The 17,088-nt window shown below is 70.4% G+C and carries 19 protein-coding genes and 1 pseudogene; 10 read left to right on the top strand and 10 right to left on the bottom strand.

The window, feature by feature from the left end:
- The first annotated feature begins 1 nt into the window (after position 1).
- The 4 genes from AB0C78_RS13455 to AB0C78_RS13470 all read left to right on the top strand — a co-directional run bounded on the left by AB0C78_RS13455 (position 2) and on the right by AB0C78_RS13470 (position 4,327).
- Positions 2-655: a hypothetical protein gene (locus tag AB0C78_RS13455; protein ID WP_360746456.1), complete on the top strand. Its 654-nt coding sequence runs from the start codon at positions 2-4 to the stop codon at positions 653-655.
- Positions 655-2,133, top strand: a complete 1,479-nt coding sequence (locus tag AB0C78_RS13460; protein ID WP_360746459.1) for a proton-conducting transporter membrane subunit — start codon at positions 655-657, stop codon at positions 2,131-2,133. Before AB0C78_RS13455 ends, AB0C78_RS13460 begins: the two co-directional genes overlap by 1 nt.
- Complete coding sequence (locus AB0C78_RS13465; RefSeq protein WP_360746462.1) at positions 2,133-3,725, top strand: NADH-quinone oxidoreductase subunit C; 1,593 nt, start codon at positions 2,133-2,135, stop codon at positions 3,723-3,725. Before AB0C78_RS13460 ends, AB0C78_RS13465 begins: the two co-directional genes overlap by 1 nt.
- Positions 3,726-3,991: 266 nt before the next feature.
- The gene (locus AB0C78_RS13470; RefSeq protein WP_360746465.1) at positions 3,992-4,327 is read left to right on the top strand and encodes an STAS domain-containing protein; all 336 of its coding nucleotides are present in this window, start codon (positions 3,992-3,994) and stop codon (positions 4,325-4,327) included.
- Positions 4,328-4,516: 189 nt separating this feature from the next.
- Here AB0C78_RS13470 and AB0C78_RS13475 read toward each other — a convergent pair whose 3' ends face one another.
- The gene (locus AB0C78_RS13475; protein ID WP_360746469.1) at positions 4,517-5,167 is read right to left on the bottom strand and encodes a carbonic anhydrase; all 651 of its coding nucleotides are present in this window, start codon (positions 5,165-5,167) and stop codon (positions 4,517-4,519) included.
- Positions 5,168-5,353: 186 nt separating this feature from the next.
- A complete protein-coding gene (locus AB0C78_RS13480) occupies positions 5,354-5,941 on the bottom strand; it encodes a hypothetical protein (protein WP_360746472.1) in 588 nt (195 codons plus the stop codon).
- Positions 5,942-6,076: 135 nt separating this feature from the next.
- On the opposite strand from AB0C78_RS13480, the gene AB0C78_RS13485 reads away from it, so the two are divergent.
- From AB0C78_RS13485 to AB0C78_RS13500, 4 genes are all read left to right on the top strand, one after another.
- Positions 6,077-6,364, top strand: a complete 288-nt coding sequence (locus AB0C78_RS13485) for a hypothetical protein (protein ID WP_360746475.1) — start codon at positions 6,077-6,079, stop codon at positions 6,362-6,364.
- Positions 6,365-6,730 carry a metalloregulator ArsR/SmtB family transcription factor gene (locus tag AB0C78_RS13490; RefSeq protein WP_360746479.1) on the top strand — a complete coding sequence of 122 codons (366 nt, stop codon included), beginning with the start codon at positions 6,365-6,367 and terminating at the stop codon, positions 6,728-6,730. It abuts the gene before it with no gap.
- Positions 6,731-6,837: 107 nt separating this feature from the next.
- On the top strand, positions 6,838-7,125 hold the full coding sequence (locus AB0C78_RS13495) for a hypothetical protein (protein ID WP_360746482.1): 288 nt from the start codon (positions 6,838-6,840) through the stop codon (positions 7,123-7,125).
- 587 nt (positions 7,126-7,712) lie between these two features.
- The gene (locus tag AB0C78_RS13500) at positions 7,713-7,835 is read left to right on the top strand and encodes a hypothetical protein (RefSeq protein ID WP_360746485.1); all 123 of its coding nucleotides are present in this window, start codon (positions 7,713-7,715) and stop codon (positions 7,833-7,835) included.
- A 75-nt stretch (positions 7,836-7,910) separates the two neighbouring features.
- On the opposite strand, the gene AB0C78_RS13505 is transcribed toward AB0C78_RS13500, so the two are convergent.
- Both AB0C78_RS13505 and AB0C78_RS13510 read right to left on the bottom strand, forming a co-directional pair.
- A complete protein-coding gene (locus AB0C78_RS13505; protein WP_360746488.1) occupies positions 7,911-8,798 on the bottom strand; it encodes a Clp protease N-terminal domain-containing protein in 888 nt (295 codons plus the stop codon).
- Positions 8,799-8,857: 59 nt separating this feature from the next.
- Positions 8,858-9,844, bottom strand: a complete 987-nt coding sequence (locus tag AB0C78_RS13510) for an alkylmercury lyase family protein (RefSeq protein ID WP_360746491.1) — start codon at positions 9,842-9,844, stop codon at positions 8,858-8,860.
- A 90-nt stretch (positions 9,845-9,934) separates the two neighbouring features.
- Between AB0C78_RS13510 and AB0C78_RS13515 the strand changes: the two genes are divergently transcribed.
- Entirely contained in the window at positions 9,935-10,345 is a 411-nt protein-coding gene (locus AB0C78_RS13515) for a heavy metal-responsive transcriptional regulator (RefSeq protein WP_360746752.1), read from the top strand.
- Positions 10,346-10,630: 285 nt separating this feature from the next.
- Here the strand turns inward: AB0C78_RS13515 and AB0C78_RS13520 are convergent.
- From AB0C78_RS13520 to AB0C78_RS13535, 4 genes and pseudogenes are all read right to left on the bottom strand, one after another.
- Positions 10,631-11,158 (bottom strand): annotated as a pseudogene (locus tag AB0C78_RS13520) (ankyrin repeat domain-containing protein); the annotation flags it as partial.
- A gap of 13 nt (positions 11,159-11,171) precedes the next feature.
- Positions 11,172-11,783, bottom strand: a complete 612-nt coding sequence (locus AB0C78_RS13525) for a recombinase family protein (protein WP_360746494.1) — start codon at positions 11,781-11,783, stop codon at positions 11,172-11,174.
- A 356-nt stretch (positions 11,784-12,139) separates the two neighbouring features.
- Positions 12,140-12,568, bottom strand: coding sequence for a hypothetical protein (locus AB0C78_RS13530; protein WP_360746497.1), 429 nt, complete (start codon positions 12,566-12,568; stop codon positions 12,140-12,142).
- 368 nt (positions 12,569-12,936) lie between these two features.
- Entirely contained in the window at positions 12,937-14,277 is a 1,341-nt protein-coding gene (locus AB0C78_RS13535; RefSeq protein WP_360746500.1) for a lysine 2,3-aminomutase, read from the bottom strand.
- Between the two features lie 823 nt (positions 14,278-15,100).
- On the opposite strand from AB0C78_RS13535, the gene AB0C78_RS13540 reads away from it, so the two are divergent.
- Positions 15,101-15,526: a pyridoxamine 5'-phosphate oxidase family protein gene (locus AB0C78_RS13540; protein ID WP_360746503.1), complete on the top strand. Its 426-nt coding sequence runs from the start codon at positions 15,101-15,103 to the stop codon at positions 15,524-15,526.
- 44 nt (positions 15,527-15,570) lie between these two features.
- Here the strand turns inward: AB0C78_RS13540 and AB0C78_RS13545 are convergent, their stop codons facing one another.
- Together AB0C78_RS13545 and AB0C78_RS13550 are read right to left on the bottom strand one after the other, a co-directional pair.
- Positions 15,571-16,011 carry a hypothetical protein gene (locus AB0C78_RS13545; protein WP_360746506.1) on the bottom strand — a complete coding sequence of 147 codons (441 nt, stop codon included), beginning with the start codon at positions 16,009-16,011 and terminating at the stop codon, positions 15,571-15,573.
- Positions 16,012-16,214: 203 nt separating this feature from the next.
- Entirely contained in the window at positions 16,215-16,616 is a 402-nt protein-coding gene (locus AB0C78_RS13550; protein WP_360746509.1) for an STAS domain-containing protein, read from the bottom strand.
- Positions 16,617-17,088 lie beyond the last annotated feature (472 nt).

The raw sequence follows: 17,088 nt of genomic DNA on the forward strand, positions 1-17,088 counted from the left end.
TGTGCAGCTTCTGGACCTGGCGTGCGGCGCGTTCCTGCTCGCGGGAGTGCTGGTGCTGTGGCGCCGCGACCTGGCCGCGATCGTGCGGCTGTTCGCCCTCCAGGGCGCCGCGCTGGGCGCGCTCGTCCTCGTCCTCGGAGTCCACGAAGGCGACGCCGAAGTGATCGGCCTTGCGGTGGGTATCGGGCTGCTGCGCGCGGTGCTGCTGCCGTGGCTGCTGCGGCGTGCCCTGGCCGCGAGCGGTGGAGCGGGGGGCGCGAACCGGGAGACCGAGCCGCTGGTGAACGTGGCCGCCTCGCTGGTGGTCGCGGCGCTGCTGGCGCTGCTGGCCTACGCGGTGACCCGTCCGGTGGTGGCGCTGGATCCCTCGCCGGCGGTGCACGCGGTGCCGGTCGCGCTGACGGTGGTGCTGATCGGGTTCTTCGCCCTGGTGACCAGGCGGCGTGCCCTGTCGCAGGTGGTGGGGTTCCTGCTGATGGACAACGGCATCACCGCGGTGGCGTTCCTGACCACCTCGGGAGTGCCGCTGATCGTGGAGGGCGGCGTCTCCTTGGACGTGCTGCTGGCGGTGCTGGTGCTGCAGTTGCTGACGGCCCGGATCCGGGCGGCGTTCGGCGACACCGATCTGGACGACCTGCGGGAGCTGCGGGACTGATGACCGCGATGTTGATCGTCCCGATCGGGGCGCCGGTCCTGGCCGCGGGCGGCTACGCGGCGCTGGGATGGCGGCGCACGACGGCCTGGCTGGGCGCCGTCGCCGCCGCCGTGCTGCTGGCCTCGGGGGCCGCGCTGGCCGGATGGGCCGTCGACCGTCCGCGCACCGGTCTGGGCGGGCTGCTGCGGGCGGACGCGCTGACCGCGTTCATGCTGATCGTGATCGGCGCGGTGGCGCTGCTGGCGATGCTCGCCAGCCCCGGGTACCTGGCCGCCGAACAAGCCGCCGGACATGCCACCGGCCGGGACATGCGCCGCTACGGCGTCCTCACCCAGGGGTTCGTCGCGGCGATGGCGCTGGGCGTGCTGGCCGCAAGTCTCGGCGTGCTGTGGATCGCGGTCGAGGCGACCACGATCTTGACGGCGTTCCTGGTCGGCCACCACCGCACCCGCAACGCCACCGAGGCCGCCTGGAAATACGTGGTGATCTGCTCCACCGGCATCGCGCTGGCGTTCCTGGGCATCGCGCTGCTGCACTTCGCCGCCCAGCACGCCCAAGTGCCCTCGTCGGGGTCCCTGGACTGGACGCAGCTCACCGCACACGCCGAGCGACTGGATCCGGGTGTCACGCGCATCGCCGTCGCGCTGCTGGTTCTGGGATTCGGCGCCAAGGCGGGCCTGGCCCCGTTGCATGCCTGGCTACCCGACGCGCACAGCCAGGCGCCCGCGCCCGTCTCCGCCCTGATGTCGGGTGTGCTGCTGTCGGTGGCCTTCTACGCCGTACTGCGGGTGAAGGTGGTCGCCGACATCGCGCTCGGCGCCGGGTTCGTCCGGGCGCTGCTGCTGATCACCGCGCTGGCCTCGCTCACGCTCGCCGCGGCGCTGCTGCTCGCCCAACGCGACTACAAGCGGATGCTCGCCTACTCCAGCATGGAGCACATGGGCCTGCTGGCGCTCGGCGCCGCGATCGGCTCGCGGCTCGCCGTCGCCGCGGTACTGCTGCACGTCCTCGGGCATGGGCTGGCCAAGTCCGTCGCCTTCCTGGCATCCGGGCAGATCCAGCAGGCCATCGGCGGCAGCCGCATCGACGCCGCCCGCGGCCTGGCCGCCCGCGCCCCGCTGGTGGCCGGCGGGTTCGGTGCGGCCGTCCTGGCGTTGCTGGGCTTCCCTCCGTTCAGCCTGTTCGCCAGCGAGATCGGCATCTTCCGCGCAGGATTCACCGCCGGGCTCGGGTGGGCCGTCGCCGCCGCCCTGGCGTTGCTGCTGCTCATCACCGCCTCCCTGGCCGCCCGGACCGGGCGGATGCTGCTCGGCGCCCCCAAGACCGGCCCCGGCGCCGCCACCGCCCCCTTCCCCCGGGCCGCGGTGATCGCGGCGGTTCTTATCCTGGGACTGGTGGCCTGCGCCATGATCGGCATCACCGACTGGCCGCTGCACACTCTGCTGGACCACGCGGCCGCCATCCTGGAAGCACACTGATGAACTCGCCTGACGACACCCCACCCGACCAGCCCGCCGACCAGCCGGGTGACCGGCCCGCAGGTCCACCGGCCGACCCGGTGGTCGACCGGCCCGAGCGGGTGAAGACCGACGTCGACGCCGGTGTACTGCCCGGCCGGGCCGCCGCGCTGCTGGGGGAAGGGTTCCGCCTGGCTCTGACCGCGGCGCACCAGGACTCCGACGCCCTGCGCGTGGTCTACCTGTTCACCAAGGCAAGGGGCAGCGAAGGCGAGCCCGAGCGCCGCACCGAGCTGCACGTGCGTCTCGATCCGGCCGACCCGGCACTGCCGAGCCTGGCCCGCTTCAGCTTCCCCGCGGGCCGCTTCGAACGCGAGATGCACGACCTGTACGGCATCGTCCCGCAGAACCATCCGCTGCCGCGCCGCCTGGTCCGCCATCATCATTGGCCCCGCGGCTGGTACCCGATGCGCGACGACGCAGGCGCGCCGCCCCGGTTCGGCGACCCGGAAGGGCCTTACCCCTTCGTCCAGGTCGAGGGGCCGGGGGTCTATGAGATACCGGTCGGGCCCGTGCACGCCGGACTGATCGAACCCGGCCACTTCCGGTTCTCGGTCGTCGGCGAGACCATCCTCAAACTCAAGGCCCGCCTGTGGTTCGTCCACAAGGGCCTGGAGAAGCTCTTCCAGGGCAAGTTCCCCGACGACGCCATGCCGATCGCCGAACGCGTCAGCGGCGACACCACCGTCGGTCACACCCTGGCCTTCTGCCTGGCCGTCGAAGACGCCCTCGGCTTGCGGGTCTCCCCGGGCGCGCAGCGCATGCGAGCGATCCTGCTGGAACTCGAACGCCTCTACAACCACGTCACCGACCTGGGCGCCCTGTGTAACGACGTCGGCCACTCCATCCTCAACGCCCAGTTCGGCCGTGTCCGAGAACAACTCCTGCGCTTCAACGCCCGGGCCACCGGCCACCGGCTGCTGCGCGGCGGAGTCATCCTCGGCGGCGCCGTCCTGCGCGCCATCCCCGACCCGCAGGCGCTGCGAGCCCTCGAGGCCGACATCGCCGAACTCGTCGACCTGGCGCTCGGCCACACCGTGGTCGCCGACCGGTTCGCCGGCACCGCCCCGCTGACCGCAGACGCCGCCCGCGACCTGGGCGCCCTCGGTTATGTGGCGCGCGCCAGTGGCATCGACGCCGACGCCCGCCGCGACCACCCCTTCACCGACCTGCGCCCGGCGCTGACCGTCCCGACCGCCGCGACCGGCGACGTGCTGGCCCGCTTCCAGATCCGCGCCCGAGAGATCACCACCTCGATCGCCATCATCAACGACCTGTCCTACGGCATGTACGCCGGCGCGGTCTCCTACTGGCCGGCGCTCACCCCACCGGCCGGGCCCGTGTCCGGTGTCGGCATCGTCGAGGGGTGGCGCGGCACCATCGTCCACCGCGTCGAACTCGCGCCCGGCGGCGCCCTCACCCGCGCCAAGATCGTCGACCCGTCGTTCTTCAACTGGCCTGCCTTGCCGATCGCTCTGACCGGCGTGATCGTTCCCGACTTCCCCCTGGTCAACAAGAGCTTCAACCTCTCCTACGCCGGCAACGACCTGTGAACGACCCATCCAGCGCAGTGGTGATCTTCCGGCTGCGATCTTCCCAAGAGGCGCAGCGCGCTAGTTTAGGAATTACGCAACTACGAACGTAGGCAACACGAAAACCGGGCGAGAGGAGGGCGGTTGCATGTCGCAGACGGACGGATGCGGCATCCACGCTCTCACCGCCAGGTCGGGGAGAGCCGTTGACTCCCGCGAGCCGGACGAAAGGCACATGGGTGAGCTCATCTCAGCTGTCGCACCGCCACCCCGCCGAGGGCGTCACGGTGATCACCGTGACCGGACAGGTCGGTACCGCGCTGGCTGACGACTTGGCCGCCTACATCCAGCAGGTACGCCGCCGGCCCAGCGACCAGCTCGTGTTCGACCTGTCCGATGCCTTGTTCGAGGAAACAGGGGGGGTGCAGGCCCTCATGGAGGTGTCGGCCTGGTCCCAGGAGCACGGTGGTGAGGTACGGCTGGCGGCACCGCCGAGCGATTTCGTGGGCCGGATGCAGGTGGCGAAACTCGATGCCTTCGTCCCCGTCCACGCCACCGTCGACGACGCTGTGCACGCTGCCGCGGCCGGCGCCCGCCAGGTGCCGCCGACCCGCGGTGATTAGCGCCGGGACCGGCAACCACGGCAGGTGCCGATCCTGTCTCGCCTTCGCCACCATCCGGCCCGGCGGCCGGGGAGCCATCACAGCCGGTCGCCCGAGGCGGCTCGACACGGCCGAAGCCGTCCCACGCCGCCCTCCGAGCCGGTCGAACCGGTATCGCGCCGCCCGGCCGGTCACGCGATCGGCAGGCCTTCAGGCGTCCGAGCCTGACGTCACTGCTTCGGCCGGCAGGCCTCGGGCCGTGACAAGCCGGGCGCTTCCGTCGGCCAGCCGGTAGGACAGGCCGACCACGGCCACATGCCCGGCGGCGACCTGGTCCGAGAGCAGCCGGGAGCGGTCCAGGAGAAGGCCGACGGTGTGCCGGATGTGCTCGGCGATGATGTCGTCCTCCTCGGTGAGCCCGGCGGCGCGGGCGGCGAGCACGCTGGGGGTGACACGCTGGATCACGTCGCTCACGTATCCGGTGGCGGCGACGCCGTCGGTCACCGCGGCACGGGCCGCCGCGACCGCGCCGCACCAGTCGTGGCCCAGTACCACCACCAGCGGAGATCCCAGCACGCTGACCGGGTACTCGATACTGCCCAGCACCTCCGGTCCCGTCACGTGGCCGGCGGTGCGGACCACGAACAAGTCCCCGAGGCCTCGGTCGAAGATGATCTCGGCCGCCAGCCGGGAGTCCGAGCATCCGAACAGCGCGGCGAACGGACGCTGGAGGGGAGTGGTCTCAGCGCGACGCACGGCATCCTGATTCGGATGCTGCGGCGCACCGGCCACGAAGCGCTGGTTGCCGGCCAAGAGCAGATGGAAGGCTTCGGACGGAGTCAACGGCGGCGCATCGGTCATGAGGCGCATGCTATGGCCGCGTCCCGCCCGGGGGTGCGGGCGCCCCGCCCTCAGCCGAGGACCTGCTCCGCATCCGAGGCCCCGTGGCGACCGCCCGCCTGCGGCGGGTCTCATTAGGCGGTTTCCCCGCGAGGGGCAGCGGAGGCCACGGTATTGGTGCGGCCGGCGCCCGCGGTCCTGTATCGGTCAAGGCCATGGGGGAGGAGGCCGGTGCCGGGTCGACCAGGGCGGCTCGATCTCGGCCCAGAGGCGCTCCCAACGCTCCGACCGGCGCCGATCAAGCCTCAGCCGTACTGCCCGGCGGACCTCCAACAGCAGGAACCCGATCCCTGCCATCGTGATGAGGCAGTACGAAAGCGCCTGATTCCACGTCTGGGCCCGGGTACGCGGCGGCGCGACCTCGCGGCCGCTCTGGTCGATCCACAACCGTACCGACGAACCGGGACGGTGCCCGCCGTTCACCGGCACCTTCGCCATCCGCCACATCCCGTCCGAGCCCCGCCACCGCGCCACTGCGACCAGGCGCCTGCTCTCACGCCCGCCTTCCTTGACGATCTTCGCCATCACGTGGCGGCGGTCAGCCTCCTGGCTCTGTTCCGCCCGCACCCCGGCACGGAAGGCACATCCTCCGACGGCGGCCGCGGCGAGAGGAGTGAACACGGCGAACACCACCACCAGGATCAGGGTGACCCAGCCCTCGACCCGATCGACCGGACGCCGCAACGGGTGAGCGACCACTCCGCTGCGCCGGAGCGCCCTGATCACGCGGCGCATCACACCACCATCGACTTGAGAAATCCTTCAATTAAGAATGTATGCTAGAGAGCATTCTAAGGCGAGGGTCGTCAGGCCTGTCGCGGCACCAGCACAGCCATACCAGCACAGTCACACCAGCGAGGAGACAGCGTCGTGGGTGATTTGGCCAGCAACCTGCGCCGGCGCGTGCAGCGATCCCGTGAGCTGCTGCGGGCAGCCCGGGAGGCCGACAACGACTACGAGATCGACATCTATTCGGCCGAGTTGGAGGACCTGCTGCGGCGAGCCGCCATGCACGGCGTTCACATCGATGATGCCGAGGACACCCCACTTCAAGCTGAGGATCCCCGGCCGCCGGGGAGGGCCGCTGAGGTGTCCGGCGTGGAAACCGGAACCGCCGAACCTGATTCGGTGCCCAGGGTCCGGCCAGGGCGGGATTAAGTGCCCGCACGCGTGGAGGACGCCAACGCCGAACTGTTCAAGACGTTGGCACATCCGGTACGGATCCGGGTCCTGGAACTGCTTCTGGAGGGCCCGCGCCCGGTCGGGGACCTGCGGGCCGGTGTCGGCGTGGAGGCCTCCAATCTCTCGCACCAGCTGGCCGTGCTACGGCGCTCGGGCCTGGTGAGCATGGCACGCGATAGCGGCAACGTCACCTACACGCTGAGCGCCCCCGTCATCACCGATCTCCTGCAGGCGTCCCGGCGCGTGCTGACCGCGCTGCTGGACGGCCGCACCGGCCTGCTCGCCGAACTGCAGGGCCCACCGCCGCAAGAACGGCGACGGCCGGACTCGCAGCCCGGCTGAGCCCGTCCGGCCGCCGCCGGGCAGGCCCCTTCGTTGGAAGACCTGTTGCGATCGGCTGCGGGCCGGAGGCACGATCGGGCTGGACAGGCTTGGATGAGGGGGCCGGTATGACACGGCACTACCTGGTGGGAGACCTGTCGCGGCTGCTAGGCCGGCTTCAGGCCGCGACCCCTGACGCCGCCCGTGCGCGTCAGGTGGCACGCCTTCGCCAGGAGACCGAGGCCAGGACGCCCGAGGAGTTGGGGCCGGTGGCGCACCGCGCCCTGGACCTGACCGAGGTCATGTGCTGGGAGTCGCTGACGCAGTGCGACCTCGGCGCATTCGAGGAACAGGCCGAGCTGTCAGCCGAGCTGTATGAGCTCGGCGTTTGTGGAGGCCTCCTGGAAGGCGACTGACCTGGCCCGGTCACGAGAAGTCGCACGGGAAGACCAGCTGAGGCGGGGAACACCGCTGCGGGCTCGGGACCGGCCCTCCGTCTATAAGGCGGTGCTCTCGCCGGGTAGCCCCGGTGCATTGCTGCACCCCGGGCCCCCTCAGAACCGTGCGTGCCACTCGTCGCGGCACACGGCTCAAGCAAGCCTCGAAGGGCGGTTCAGGTTCGCTGTGCTGTGCTCCTGCGTTGGCGGACGCGCTGCCCGCGGTGGCAGGAGGCGTGAACAAGGCGGGTTTGGTCACCGTCCGGTGAGCCGGGTCGGCCGTGATGCACGAGATAGTCGGCGACGATCGCGCGCTTGACGACCTGGAGCCACCATCGTTCCCACTGGTGGGGGGATTGCGGTGGTTGCTCGGCGGTCAGCAGATGGTCTCCGCAGAGCGGGCAGCGTGCATCCTGCCTGGTGAGCAGCCGCAACGTATACCGGTCGACGGGAGGTTTGATCCGCTTGCGCCGCGCGGCCCAGTAGTCGGCCTGGGTGGGGTCGTCGGGGGACGCTGCGCCGGGCGCGGTTCGAGCGGTCGTTCGGTGAGCAGGTGGCGGCCCCGGTTGGCGGCCGAGTCCGACCGCCGCGCCCTGCTCCTGTTGTTCTGGTCGCACGCCAACCTTTACGGCACCAGCCAGATCGACATGGACGCCCACCTCGACCGCGGTCTCGGCCTGGCCGCCTGAGACAGCCGCCTGAGTTCGGGGCCCAGGCCGGACGAGTCATCCGCAGGCATCCCGACCGGCGCTGTGCCCGCCGCGTCAGCCGGTGCGCAGACCGCGTGGTTCGGCCCGCAGGATCTCCATCGCGGCTTGGGCGCAGCTACCGCAGATCCAGACTCCGGGGCCGGCCACCAGCGGGCCGAGGTCCTTGCAGCCGCAGAAGGAGCAGGCCCGGCTGGTGTCCTTGGTCCGGCCGATGAGGCGAGGACGTCGGCGCTGGACCGGGGCGATCCACTCCTGGAGTTCCTTCTTGACCCGGGCGGTATCGACGTTGAGATCGTTGAGGACACGGCGGGCCGAAGAACCGGAGTCGGTGGCCAGGCAGTGCAGCAGGTGCTCGGTCCGGCACTGGGATTGGCCGCGGCGGGCGGCCAGCCGCCGTGCCCCGGCGATGGCTTGGTCGCCCTCACCGTCGCCGACGATGCGGCGCTCCTGCCCGTCGCCGTCGATGATCGTGGCGGGTTCGAACAGGCGGGTGTTGGCCTGGCGGACCTTGTCCCGGGTGACGCCGAGCTTATCGAGGATGTTCGCGGCGCCGCCGACGTGCAGGAGCCCGAGCAGCAGGTGCTGGGTGCCGGGCACGCTGTCATCGGCGTCCGCGGCGGCCTGGGCGGCTTGCAGGCACGCGGACAGGCGCGGGGCCATGACCAGCTGATCGGCGGTGTCCCCGATGACGTCGCTGACTTCCAGGCGGTGGGCGAACTTCTGCCTGGCGGCCTGCTTGGACACCCCGAGCCGTTCTCCGATCAACGTCCAGGACACGTTCGCGGCCCGAGCGGCGCCGACGTAGTGCTCGATGACGTCGTCGGCCGCGCCGCTGGTCTCGGTCGCGACGATGACCGCGGTCTCCAGCAGCACCAGCGGGTCGTCGCTGGTGGCTCGTTCCTGTACCGCCTCGACCAGGGCGCGTGCGTTCACTTCGTCCATACGACAACCTTAGATTGTCGATTCAATTTCGACAATGCCGGGTTGTCGAAGGGGCTCGGTTAAGCCTCGGAGGTGAGGGAGGGGCCGAAGGTCTGCGTGCCGAGGTCGAGTGCGGCCTGCTGATCGAGGATCGGGCCGGTCGCCTCGGGGTGGGCTTGGAGCCAGGCGTCCGCGCCGGCGACGGAGGCGAAGAAGTTGATGTGGTCGCAGCACACATCCGCTGCCGCGCGCCGCGCATCGGGTTCCTCGCAGGGGCCGCACCCCGCCTGCTGGCCGACGAGCACCACAGCGGTGACGGGATCCCAGGCCGCGTGAAGGCCGTCGGGCTCGACGACGACGGTGACAATCTGCCCGGTGTGCGGGTCGGTGGAGGTGACGCTGGCGGCGGTGGCCAGCATCGCGGCCATGCCCAGGGCGTCGATCGCGCACATCGCCTGCACGCTGGCCAGCCCGTCCAGGTCGACGGCGTGGGCGGTGGGTGTCACCGAGAACGGGTAGGCGGCCCTGATCCGCCCGGCGTCGTCCAGCCGCAGCAGATCCAGGGCGTGCAGGTCGGCCAGGATCGCACCCGCGGTCCTGCCGAAGGGCGCGGCGACCTCGGCCAGCGCTGCCCGATCAGGGGCGGGGCCGCCGGCGGCCAGGGCGCGCAGGACCTGCTGGTGCACCGCGCGCAGACCCCCCTCGACGGGGGCGATACGGCCCAGCCCGGACCGCCCGACCGCACCGGGAACCGCAGTGCCGTCCTCGGCGGCCTGCAGGGCGCGGCGCAGTCCGGTGATCGTTGGTGCCCCCTCCAACGAGCCGTCGTCGGTCCGGTACATCCGGCAGGACACGCTGAAGGGGGTGCCCGCCGCGGCGAACGGGTCGACGCCGTTGACCAGCAGGGTCGGCGAGCCGCGCATCCCGAACCGGTGGGCGTCGGCCTCCGAGCCGATCTCCATGCGGGTCACGCTCACGCCGTCGCGGCCCGCCAACGCCTGGGCCAGGCGGTCCTCGATCAATGGCCCGTTCGGGCAGTCCGCGACCGTCAGTACCGTCACCTCCACCGAGGCACTCCTCCCGCCAGCAGGTTCGTTGTTCCTCTCGCCACGGTAGGGGTTCTAGTGCACTGGAAGGTCAAGGGTAGAGTCCGCATCATGCGCATCGGGGTCCTAGCAGAGCGGGTCGGCCTCACGGCCAAGACCATCCGTTTCTACGAGGAGGTCGGGCTTGTGCCATCGCCGCCCCGCACCAGCGGCGGGTATCGCGACTACCCCGAAGAGGCGATCACCCGGCTGCGGTTCGTCCACGACGCCCAGGCCGCCGGTCTCAGCCTCGCCGACATCCGCCAGATCCTGGCCGTCCGCGACTCCGGCGCCGCCCCGTGCGGGCACGTCACCCAGTTGATCGAGGTGCACCTGGCCCAGGTGGAGCAGCGCCTGGCCGAGCTCGCCCAAGCCCAGGTGGTGCTCCAGCAGTTGCGGGAGCGAGCGGCCGCGACCGACCCTGCGACCTGCGCGGGCCCGGAGGTATGCACGATCTTGGCGACGCCTCCGGTCGTCAGGTGAGGTCGGCCGTTGAACGTGCCCCTGGGTGCGCAGCCACCTCACGAGGTCGTCGGCGCCGGAGCGCATCGCGGCGTCCAGGGGTGTCAGGTCGTCGTATCCCACCCAGTTGATGTCCCCTCCGCGTTCAAGCAAGAACTGCGCGGTCTCGCGCTGGCCCCCATGGCAGCACGACCACAGGCCATGGGTGATCTCATCAACCGGCGGGCGCCCGGCGGCGAAGTGCTGGGCGATCCGGTCCATCAGCCCGAGCGCGGCCGACTCCCACAGCGTCGTCGTGGCGCCACTTTCGATCAGGCGGCGAGCGGCGTTCCACTGACCGAACGCGCAAGCGTCGGTGATCGCGGTACCGCCGGCGCGCATACACGATCCGGGCGCCTCGATGTCCGCGCCGGCGTCCAGCAGAGCGTCCAGAACACCGACATCGTCGCGGCTGGCCGCCCAGTGCAGCGGAGTCTCGGCATGGCCGCCCTCGAACGGGGCATCAACGTCGGCTCCCGCCGCGACCAGCACCGCCACGCATCTCGGACCATTCTGATAATGGCCGGGCCAGTCAGTCACCACGTGCAGGAGAGTCCGCGACATCCCGCCCTCATCCCCAAGACGGGAGGTCGCCAGCTCCGGATGCTCGCCTAGGAGTCGCCGTAGTTCCTCGGCGTCGCCGTGGTGGATCGCCTGCGCAGCCGCTACGGCGAGGGGATGCCCGGTGTCCAGGTAGGCCATGGCCGCATCCTGCAGGGCCGGACGGGGGGCCAGGGGCAGGGTCTCGCCGAGCTCGCCGGGCTCCTTAAGAAAGGGATCACCGACCAGCGTCATAGCTGTTTGATCGTCAGCGTGGCTCGGTCGGCGAGCGGTGGATGATGCGGTGGATGGTGGAGCGGCCGACGCTGTATTCGGTGGCCAGATCGGCGAGAGACACCTCGCCCTCGGCGTAGCGGCGGCGGATCGACCGCCGCGCCGGCTCGGGCAGCTTGGGCTGCTTGCCCTTGAGCTTGCCGTTCCGCTTGGCCAGCGCCATGCCCTCGCGGGTGCGCAGGCGCCCCAGGTTCGCCTCGAACTCGGCGACCATCGCCAGGGTCTGCAGGAACAGCCGGCCGAACAGGTCGTTCCAGTCGTAGATCGACCCGCCCAGCCCGAACAGCACCTCCAGGTCGGACAGGTCGGTGAGGATCTGGTTGGCCTCGGCCATGTTGCGGGCGAACCGGTCGAACTTGGTCACGGTGAACACGCTGGCCGGCCACACTGCGGCCAGGGCCTGGTCCAGGCCGCCGCGGTTGCGGCGGGAGGTGCCGGAGAAGCCCCGGTCGATGTAGATCCGATCGGCCGGGACGCCGAGAAGGAGAAGCTGCTCGGTCTGGACCACGACGTCCTGCTCGTCGGTGGAGCAGCGGGCGTAGCCGACCCGAACGGTGCCTGGATCCGGGGCGTTCGCGGCGTTCACGCCCTTCGGTGTTCCGGATAGGGGCCCGTCACCGGAACAGTTCGCGGAACACTCTTACGGAACACTCTGACCTGGGGAGCCGTCCGGGCTGGACGGTGTTCCGGTGAGGGATCCCCAAACGGAACGCCCACCCCCACCCTGAACGGCCCTGCGCAACCCAGACACCGACCAGCCAGCTACTTTGGCCCCGGGGGGTCACGTTCGGGAGAACACCCCCTATAAGGATGGGCGCGGAACCGGTGACCTGACCTGTCGGCCTCTACCCCTTCGGCGAATACCTCCACTGGAGATGCTCGGCCTTGCTCTGGACGTAGTGGGCCGCTCCGTCCGGGCGCGGGGGTGTTCGGCCGTGGAGGTCATGGACCTGGCTCCTGGATGAGCGGATGGGGCGGGGCGCCGGCGTCGAGGCTGGTCACCGCCCTCAGTGCGGCGGTGAGGTCGTCGTTCACGGCTATTCCGGTGGACTGCCGCGCTGTCTGCGCCGGCAGGGCCGGCAGGTCTCCCAGTTTGGGCGGTCTGCAGATCGAGACCAGGCGTCCCCTGGTGAGGATGCGGTGGGCGGCGTCCCGCAGGCGGCTCTTGCCGGTGTCGCCCAAGCCGAGCAGATGGGTGAGGTCGATGACGATGGGGCCGCTGCTGCGTGTCAGTGCCCAGTCGACCGCGCCGTCCAACTGCTCGAGGTTCTCCTCGCCGAGATAGCCGCGCAGGTGCAGGATGCCGATGGTGCCCTCGCCCGCGAAGTGCTGGTCCTCAAAGTGCCACTGCATCCTCACCGCTGCGGTCATCTCCTCGAGGTGATCGTGATATTGGTGTCCCCGACCGTCTCGCGGCCGGGCCGGGCCGGCGTTGCTGCTGCGGATGAAGGCCGGTCCCGTAACGGCTGGTCCCCGCGCTCGTTCCGAACTCTTCTCACGACTTGCCGAAATTAGCAATTGCCAATGATTGTAACGGTTGCCGGTGGGGCTCACCAGGTGCTCCGGCGCGGGGGCCCGCGGCGGCAGGGAGGCCCACCGTGCCGCAGCCCGCCGCCTCGGTCGCCGCGCCTGTCCGCTGTGCAGGGAGCGTGGGAGGGCGGCGTGCCGACCGAGGGCGATGTGCCGTCGCCGGTTCGTTGTCGGCGGGCTGGCTTCGTGTGATCGCCGGGGCGCTGCGATCAGCCGCTCGCGGGGGGCATGCCAGCGGTGAGCGCCTCGTGGGGGAATGGGAGCCCGGCGATCGGCTCCAGAGCGGTGGGGGCGACGGCGTCGGGGTCGTAGCGGGCGAAGAACGGCTGTGCGAACAGATCGCGGTCATCGGTGCTGGCGAAGCGCAGCATGAACACCTTCTCCCCTTGGATTTCGGTGATCCCGTCGACGTAGATCACCGTCGAGGCGGTCGTCATGGCGGGGCCGCGGACGGTGCGCGCCAGACCTGACACCTGGGCGTAGGACTGCTGGAACAGTTCGCGGGCGCGGCCGAGCGGGACGGCGAGACGTTCGGTGGGACCGGAGTGGTCCTCGAGCGTCATCAGGAAGGGGATCATGCCCAGGCGCAGTTGCCGGCGCCACAGCCTCGTCCAGTCCTGTACTGAGTCGTTGATCCCGGCCATCAGCGGTCCGCGAGTGCGGATGACCGCGCCGGTGTCGCCGATTCTGCGGCTGGCCTGGCGGACCGGTTCGGGTTCCATCTCACGCGGGTGGCACAGGCGTGCCATGACGGTGAGGTTCTTGCCTGCGGTGGCCACCGTTTCGAAGAGCCGGAGGGTGTCGTCGGCGTCCGCGCCCGGCTGGGTGATCCATCGGTAGGGCCATCTGGCCAGTGCGGCGGTTTCCAGCTGGACCGTCTGGATCTGGTCGAGCGCCGTCACCGTGTCCAGGCAGCGGGCGAGCAGCGGAGCACCCGCCGTCATCGGCTCGTCTCCGTTGATCACGACGCTGGTGACGTGGGGATGCGCCAGCACGTAGGCGGCGAGGTCACGCAGCCCCTGGGGGGTGGCCGCCCACCGCGGCCGGCGGTCGGGGTGCGGGGGAGGTGAGCTTGCGTGGTCGGTCCCGTAGCCCCCGGTCGGCCGGTGAGGGTCGGGCAGCGTCAGCACGACCTCGTCGCCGGCCTGGCCACCGAGGGGTGCAAGCGCTATGGGTGCCGGTGCCGGCCGCTGAGGGGCGCCGGCCCGCTCCCATTCGCGCGCTGCTGCCGTGACCTGTTGGGGCGCAGCGTCCTGAATGAGGAGGTCACATAGCCGTGACACCTGCTCGGCGGGCAGCATGTCCGGCTGGGGAAAGGTGAGCCGGTAGATCGGATCATCGATGCCGGCGGTCCAGTCGATCAGTTCTTCCGCGACGTAACCGGTGATCGCGAACGGGACGACCGTGGCCGCCGCGCGGACGGCGAGCCGCTGATCGGCGGGCAGGCCGGCGCGGGCGGTCAGTTCGTCCAGGTCCGCTGTAGTGTAGAGCCGGAACTCGCGGTCATGGCGGCGGGAACGCGGCAACCGGCGCACCGTGTCATCTGGCACTCTGCTCTCCTTATCCGTCCTTGCGGTGAGAAGCCGCGTCCGCAATCCGACCAGGGCGCCCAGCGCCCCGTGCCCAGCCTCCGTGCCCAGCCTCCGTGCCCAGCCTCCGTGCCCGCCGCGACCGGGTGATCTCTGCATGAATGCCGCGGCCTCACAGGACAGGCGGCGCCTCCACCGGCCGGCCCCTGCCATCGCACGCGCCTAGAACGCCGGCAGGGTGGGCGCCGTCGCGCCTGCCGCTCGTCCGCGCGGTTCCGTATGGCCAGGACCTGCGGCAAGTGGCTGGCTCTTCGCCGCCAGACGACCGAACGAGACTCCTCTTTTCACATGCCTTCTTGCTTAAGTTAGCAAATGGTAAGCTCGTGTGGCTCGGGTATGGGGCACCGGAGCGTTGGGCCGTGTCGAGCGTGGAGTCGGGGTGTCGGTCCCTTGCCCGCTTCACGCTCGACACGCACGCCACCAACAGTCCGCCCAGCATCGGGCGAGTGCCGGGCAGGCGAGGCGAGATCCGCCCGATAGCACTCGCGACGTCGAACCAGATTTGCCGGCACATGCGCAGTCGCCGAAGGAACCGGTGAGCGGGGGGCTGGTGAGGATGGACACGATGCCGCCGGAGGCGTTCGACCAGATCGTCCGACCTCCGCCTCCTCAGGACCGGCCCCTCGGTGCAGGACCGTGTCACGGTGAGCCTGCCCCGGCTGCTGGTGCCCTCGACGCGCACCGTCGGCCCTGTGCAGATCAGGGACGTGTCCGAGGCCGACGCCAGTGTGATCGGGACGTTCGTCCCTGGTCGTCGCCTCGTGGTGTGCCGGATCGTTGAGAGATGCCCAACGATCGCCGTGCGTTCAGCAGCCTGGACGAACAACGGTGCCGAAGCCTCCTGCGCAGCACCCCGGTCGGCCGGATCGTCTACACCAGAGATGCGCTCCCGGCTGCGGTTCCTGTGAACTTCGCCCTCTACCAGGGAGACATCGTCGTGCGCACCGCGCCCGGCTCCGAGCTGCACGCGGCCACCAAGGGGTCGGTTGTCGCCTTCGAGATCGACCAGATCGACATCGGCGCGCGGTCGGGCTGGTCGGTCCTGGTCCTCGGCCGTGCCACCCATGTGACCGACCCCGTCGTGATCACCGAACTGGATCGCCTCGACCTGGCTACGTGGATGCCTGACCGGCGCAACCAGTACGTCCGCATCCGCGCCGAACAGATCACTGGGCGTCTCTTGAACGGACAGCAGCCGCCGCCCTGGTAGAGGGAGTCGAAAGACCGCGCGACGCCCCGGAAGCCGTCCTGGACCTACTGCTCGATGAGTGCTGCTGCCTCGATGGGGGCAAGGATGGCGACCGGGCGATTACCGGATCGCAGGACGCAGGCGCAGCGGTAGCGATGCACGAGCCGGATCAGCTGGGTCAGATGCGCTCGGGCGGCGGCCATTTCCCACTGCTGCCATACGGCAACGATGCTGGAGGGGAACCCGGTGATGTGCACACTCGTCTGGTCCTGGGCGGTGAGGTGCGCGAGATCGGCGACCGCGGCGGGTGGTACGGGGATCAGCGCGGCCCACTCCTGATCACCGCGGTGAACAAGGATCACCTGTCCGCCCTGGGCGGTGGCGACCAGATCACCGAATTCGGCCTTGGCGCGGTCTGCTGGACGGGGCATCCCCCAGCGCGCCACCGCCGAGCGGTACGCGCGTGGCACATCGGGCGGTCCTGAGCCTGTGACCTGCTCGTTCACACCTTCACGATAGCGCGGTCGAGGCCTCCCCTCTCGGATGTGGACCGGTGCGCTCCTGCGATGCCCGCCAGGCGGCTCGGCCACCTGGCGGGATCGCCTACGGTGCCGGCCTTCCACGAGTGACCATTGCAGGCGGGAGCCGACCCGCCCTCACCTCACCGCCCTCCGTGCGGTAGGCCGATCGTTCGGTGTGGCCGTGATCGTCACAGCGAGCGGTCTGTCGACTCGCTCTCGGCGGCGGATGCCGACGGCGGAAGCGCCACCGGAGCGATGCTGGCCGCCTCATCGACGGTCGCAAAGACCGGCATCAGCTTCGTGACGCCGGTGATGCTGGCGGTTCGCTGGATTGACGGCGACGGGCCGGCCAGCGCGATGGTTCCGTGGCGTTCCCGGAGCGTCTTGTAGGTCTGCAGGAGCAGCGCGACGCCGCTGGAGTCCATCAGGGTCAGCCCGCTGAGATCGAAGATCAGGTGAGGGGTGGGGCCGGCAAACGCGCGATTCACGGTGGTTTCGGCGAGATGGACCGTGGAGTAGTCCAGTTCGCCCGCAAGCCTGATCACGGCGAAGGCGCCTCGGACGGCGCAGGCTGTCTCCAGGGGTTTCATCCGCTCCGGCCCTCCCTAGTTAGTTGCTGGATGACAACTACTCTCCCATGATGCACCGTCCTCAAGGTAACGACGGGGGATCGGCCCCAACTCTCGGACGACGCTGCGGCCGCTGATCATCGCGAGGTCTTCGGTGACGGCTCGTGCCAGGTTGACCAAGGCGGCTCGGCACCAGGAGGGAAGGCGGCGCGGCATCAGGAGGGAAGGCGGCGCGGATGTGGGCACCGATGCCGATGATGGTCTTTCCGTCCCCGTCCCCGTCCCCGTCCCCGTCGCGTGGGGTGGCGTGGAGGGCGATGGCGGCCTTTGGAGGCCGCTGCGGCGGGACGGCCCGAGATGCAGGGTGTCGGATGAGGCGATCGAGAACGCGGCGACGCCCATGGGTTGGGCCAGCCGGCGGTGCGCAATGCATCCCAGGAAGATCATTTCCGGCCGCGGGGTGTCGGCCGCGGGCACCGTTGGCGGGGGTGCC

This window comes from Actinomadura sp. NPDC048394, from assembly GCF_040651755.1.
GTDB lineage: Bacteria > Actinomycetota > Actinomycetes > Streptosporangiales > Streptosporangiaceae > Spirillospora > Spirillospora montaniterrae.

Coding starts and splice junctions, on each gene's coding strand:
- AB0C78_RS13460 (WP_360746459.1), top strand. CDS start 655: ATGACCGCGATGTTGATCGTCCCGATCGGGGCGCCGGTCCTGGCCGCG.
- AB0C78_RS13465 (WP_360746462.1), top strand. CDS start 2,133: ATGAACTCGCCTGACGACACCCCACCCGACCAGCCCGCCGACCAGCCG.
- AB0C78_RS13475 (WP_360746469.1), bottom strand. CDS start 5,167: ATGACCGATGCGCCGCCGTTGACTCCGTCCGAAGCCTTCCATCTGCTC.
- AB0C78_RS13480 (WP_360746472.1), bottom strand. CDS start 5,941: ATGCGCCGCGTGATCAGGGCGCTCCGGCGCAGCGGAGTGGTCGCTCAC.
- AB0C78_RS13495 (WP_360746482.1), top strand. CDS start 6,838: ATGACACGGCACTACCTGGTGGGAGACCTGTCGCGGCTGCTAGGCCGG.
- AB0C78_RS13505 (WP_360746488.1), bottom strand. CDS start 8,798: ATGGACGAAGTGAACGCACGCGCCCTGGTCGAGGCGGTACAGGAACGA.
- AB0C78_RS13515 (WP_360746752.1), top strand. CDS start 9,935: ATGCGCATCGGGGTCCTAGCAGAGCGGGTCGGCCTCACGGCCAAGACC.
- AB0C78_RS13530 (WP_360746497.1), bottom strand. CDS start 12,568: ATGACCGCAGCGGTGAGGATGCAGTGGCACTTTGAGGACCAGCACTTC.
- AB0C78_RS13540 (WP_360746503.1), top strand. CDS start 15,101: ATGCCCAACGATCGCCGTGCGTTCAGCAGCCTGGACGAACAACGGTGC.
- AB0C78_RS13550 (WP_360746509.1), bottom strand. CDS start 16,616: ATGAAACCCCTGGAGACAGCCTGCGCCGTCCGAGGCGCCTTCGCCGTG.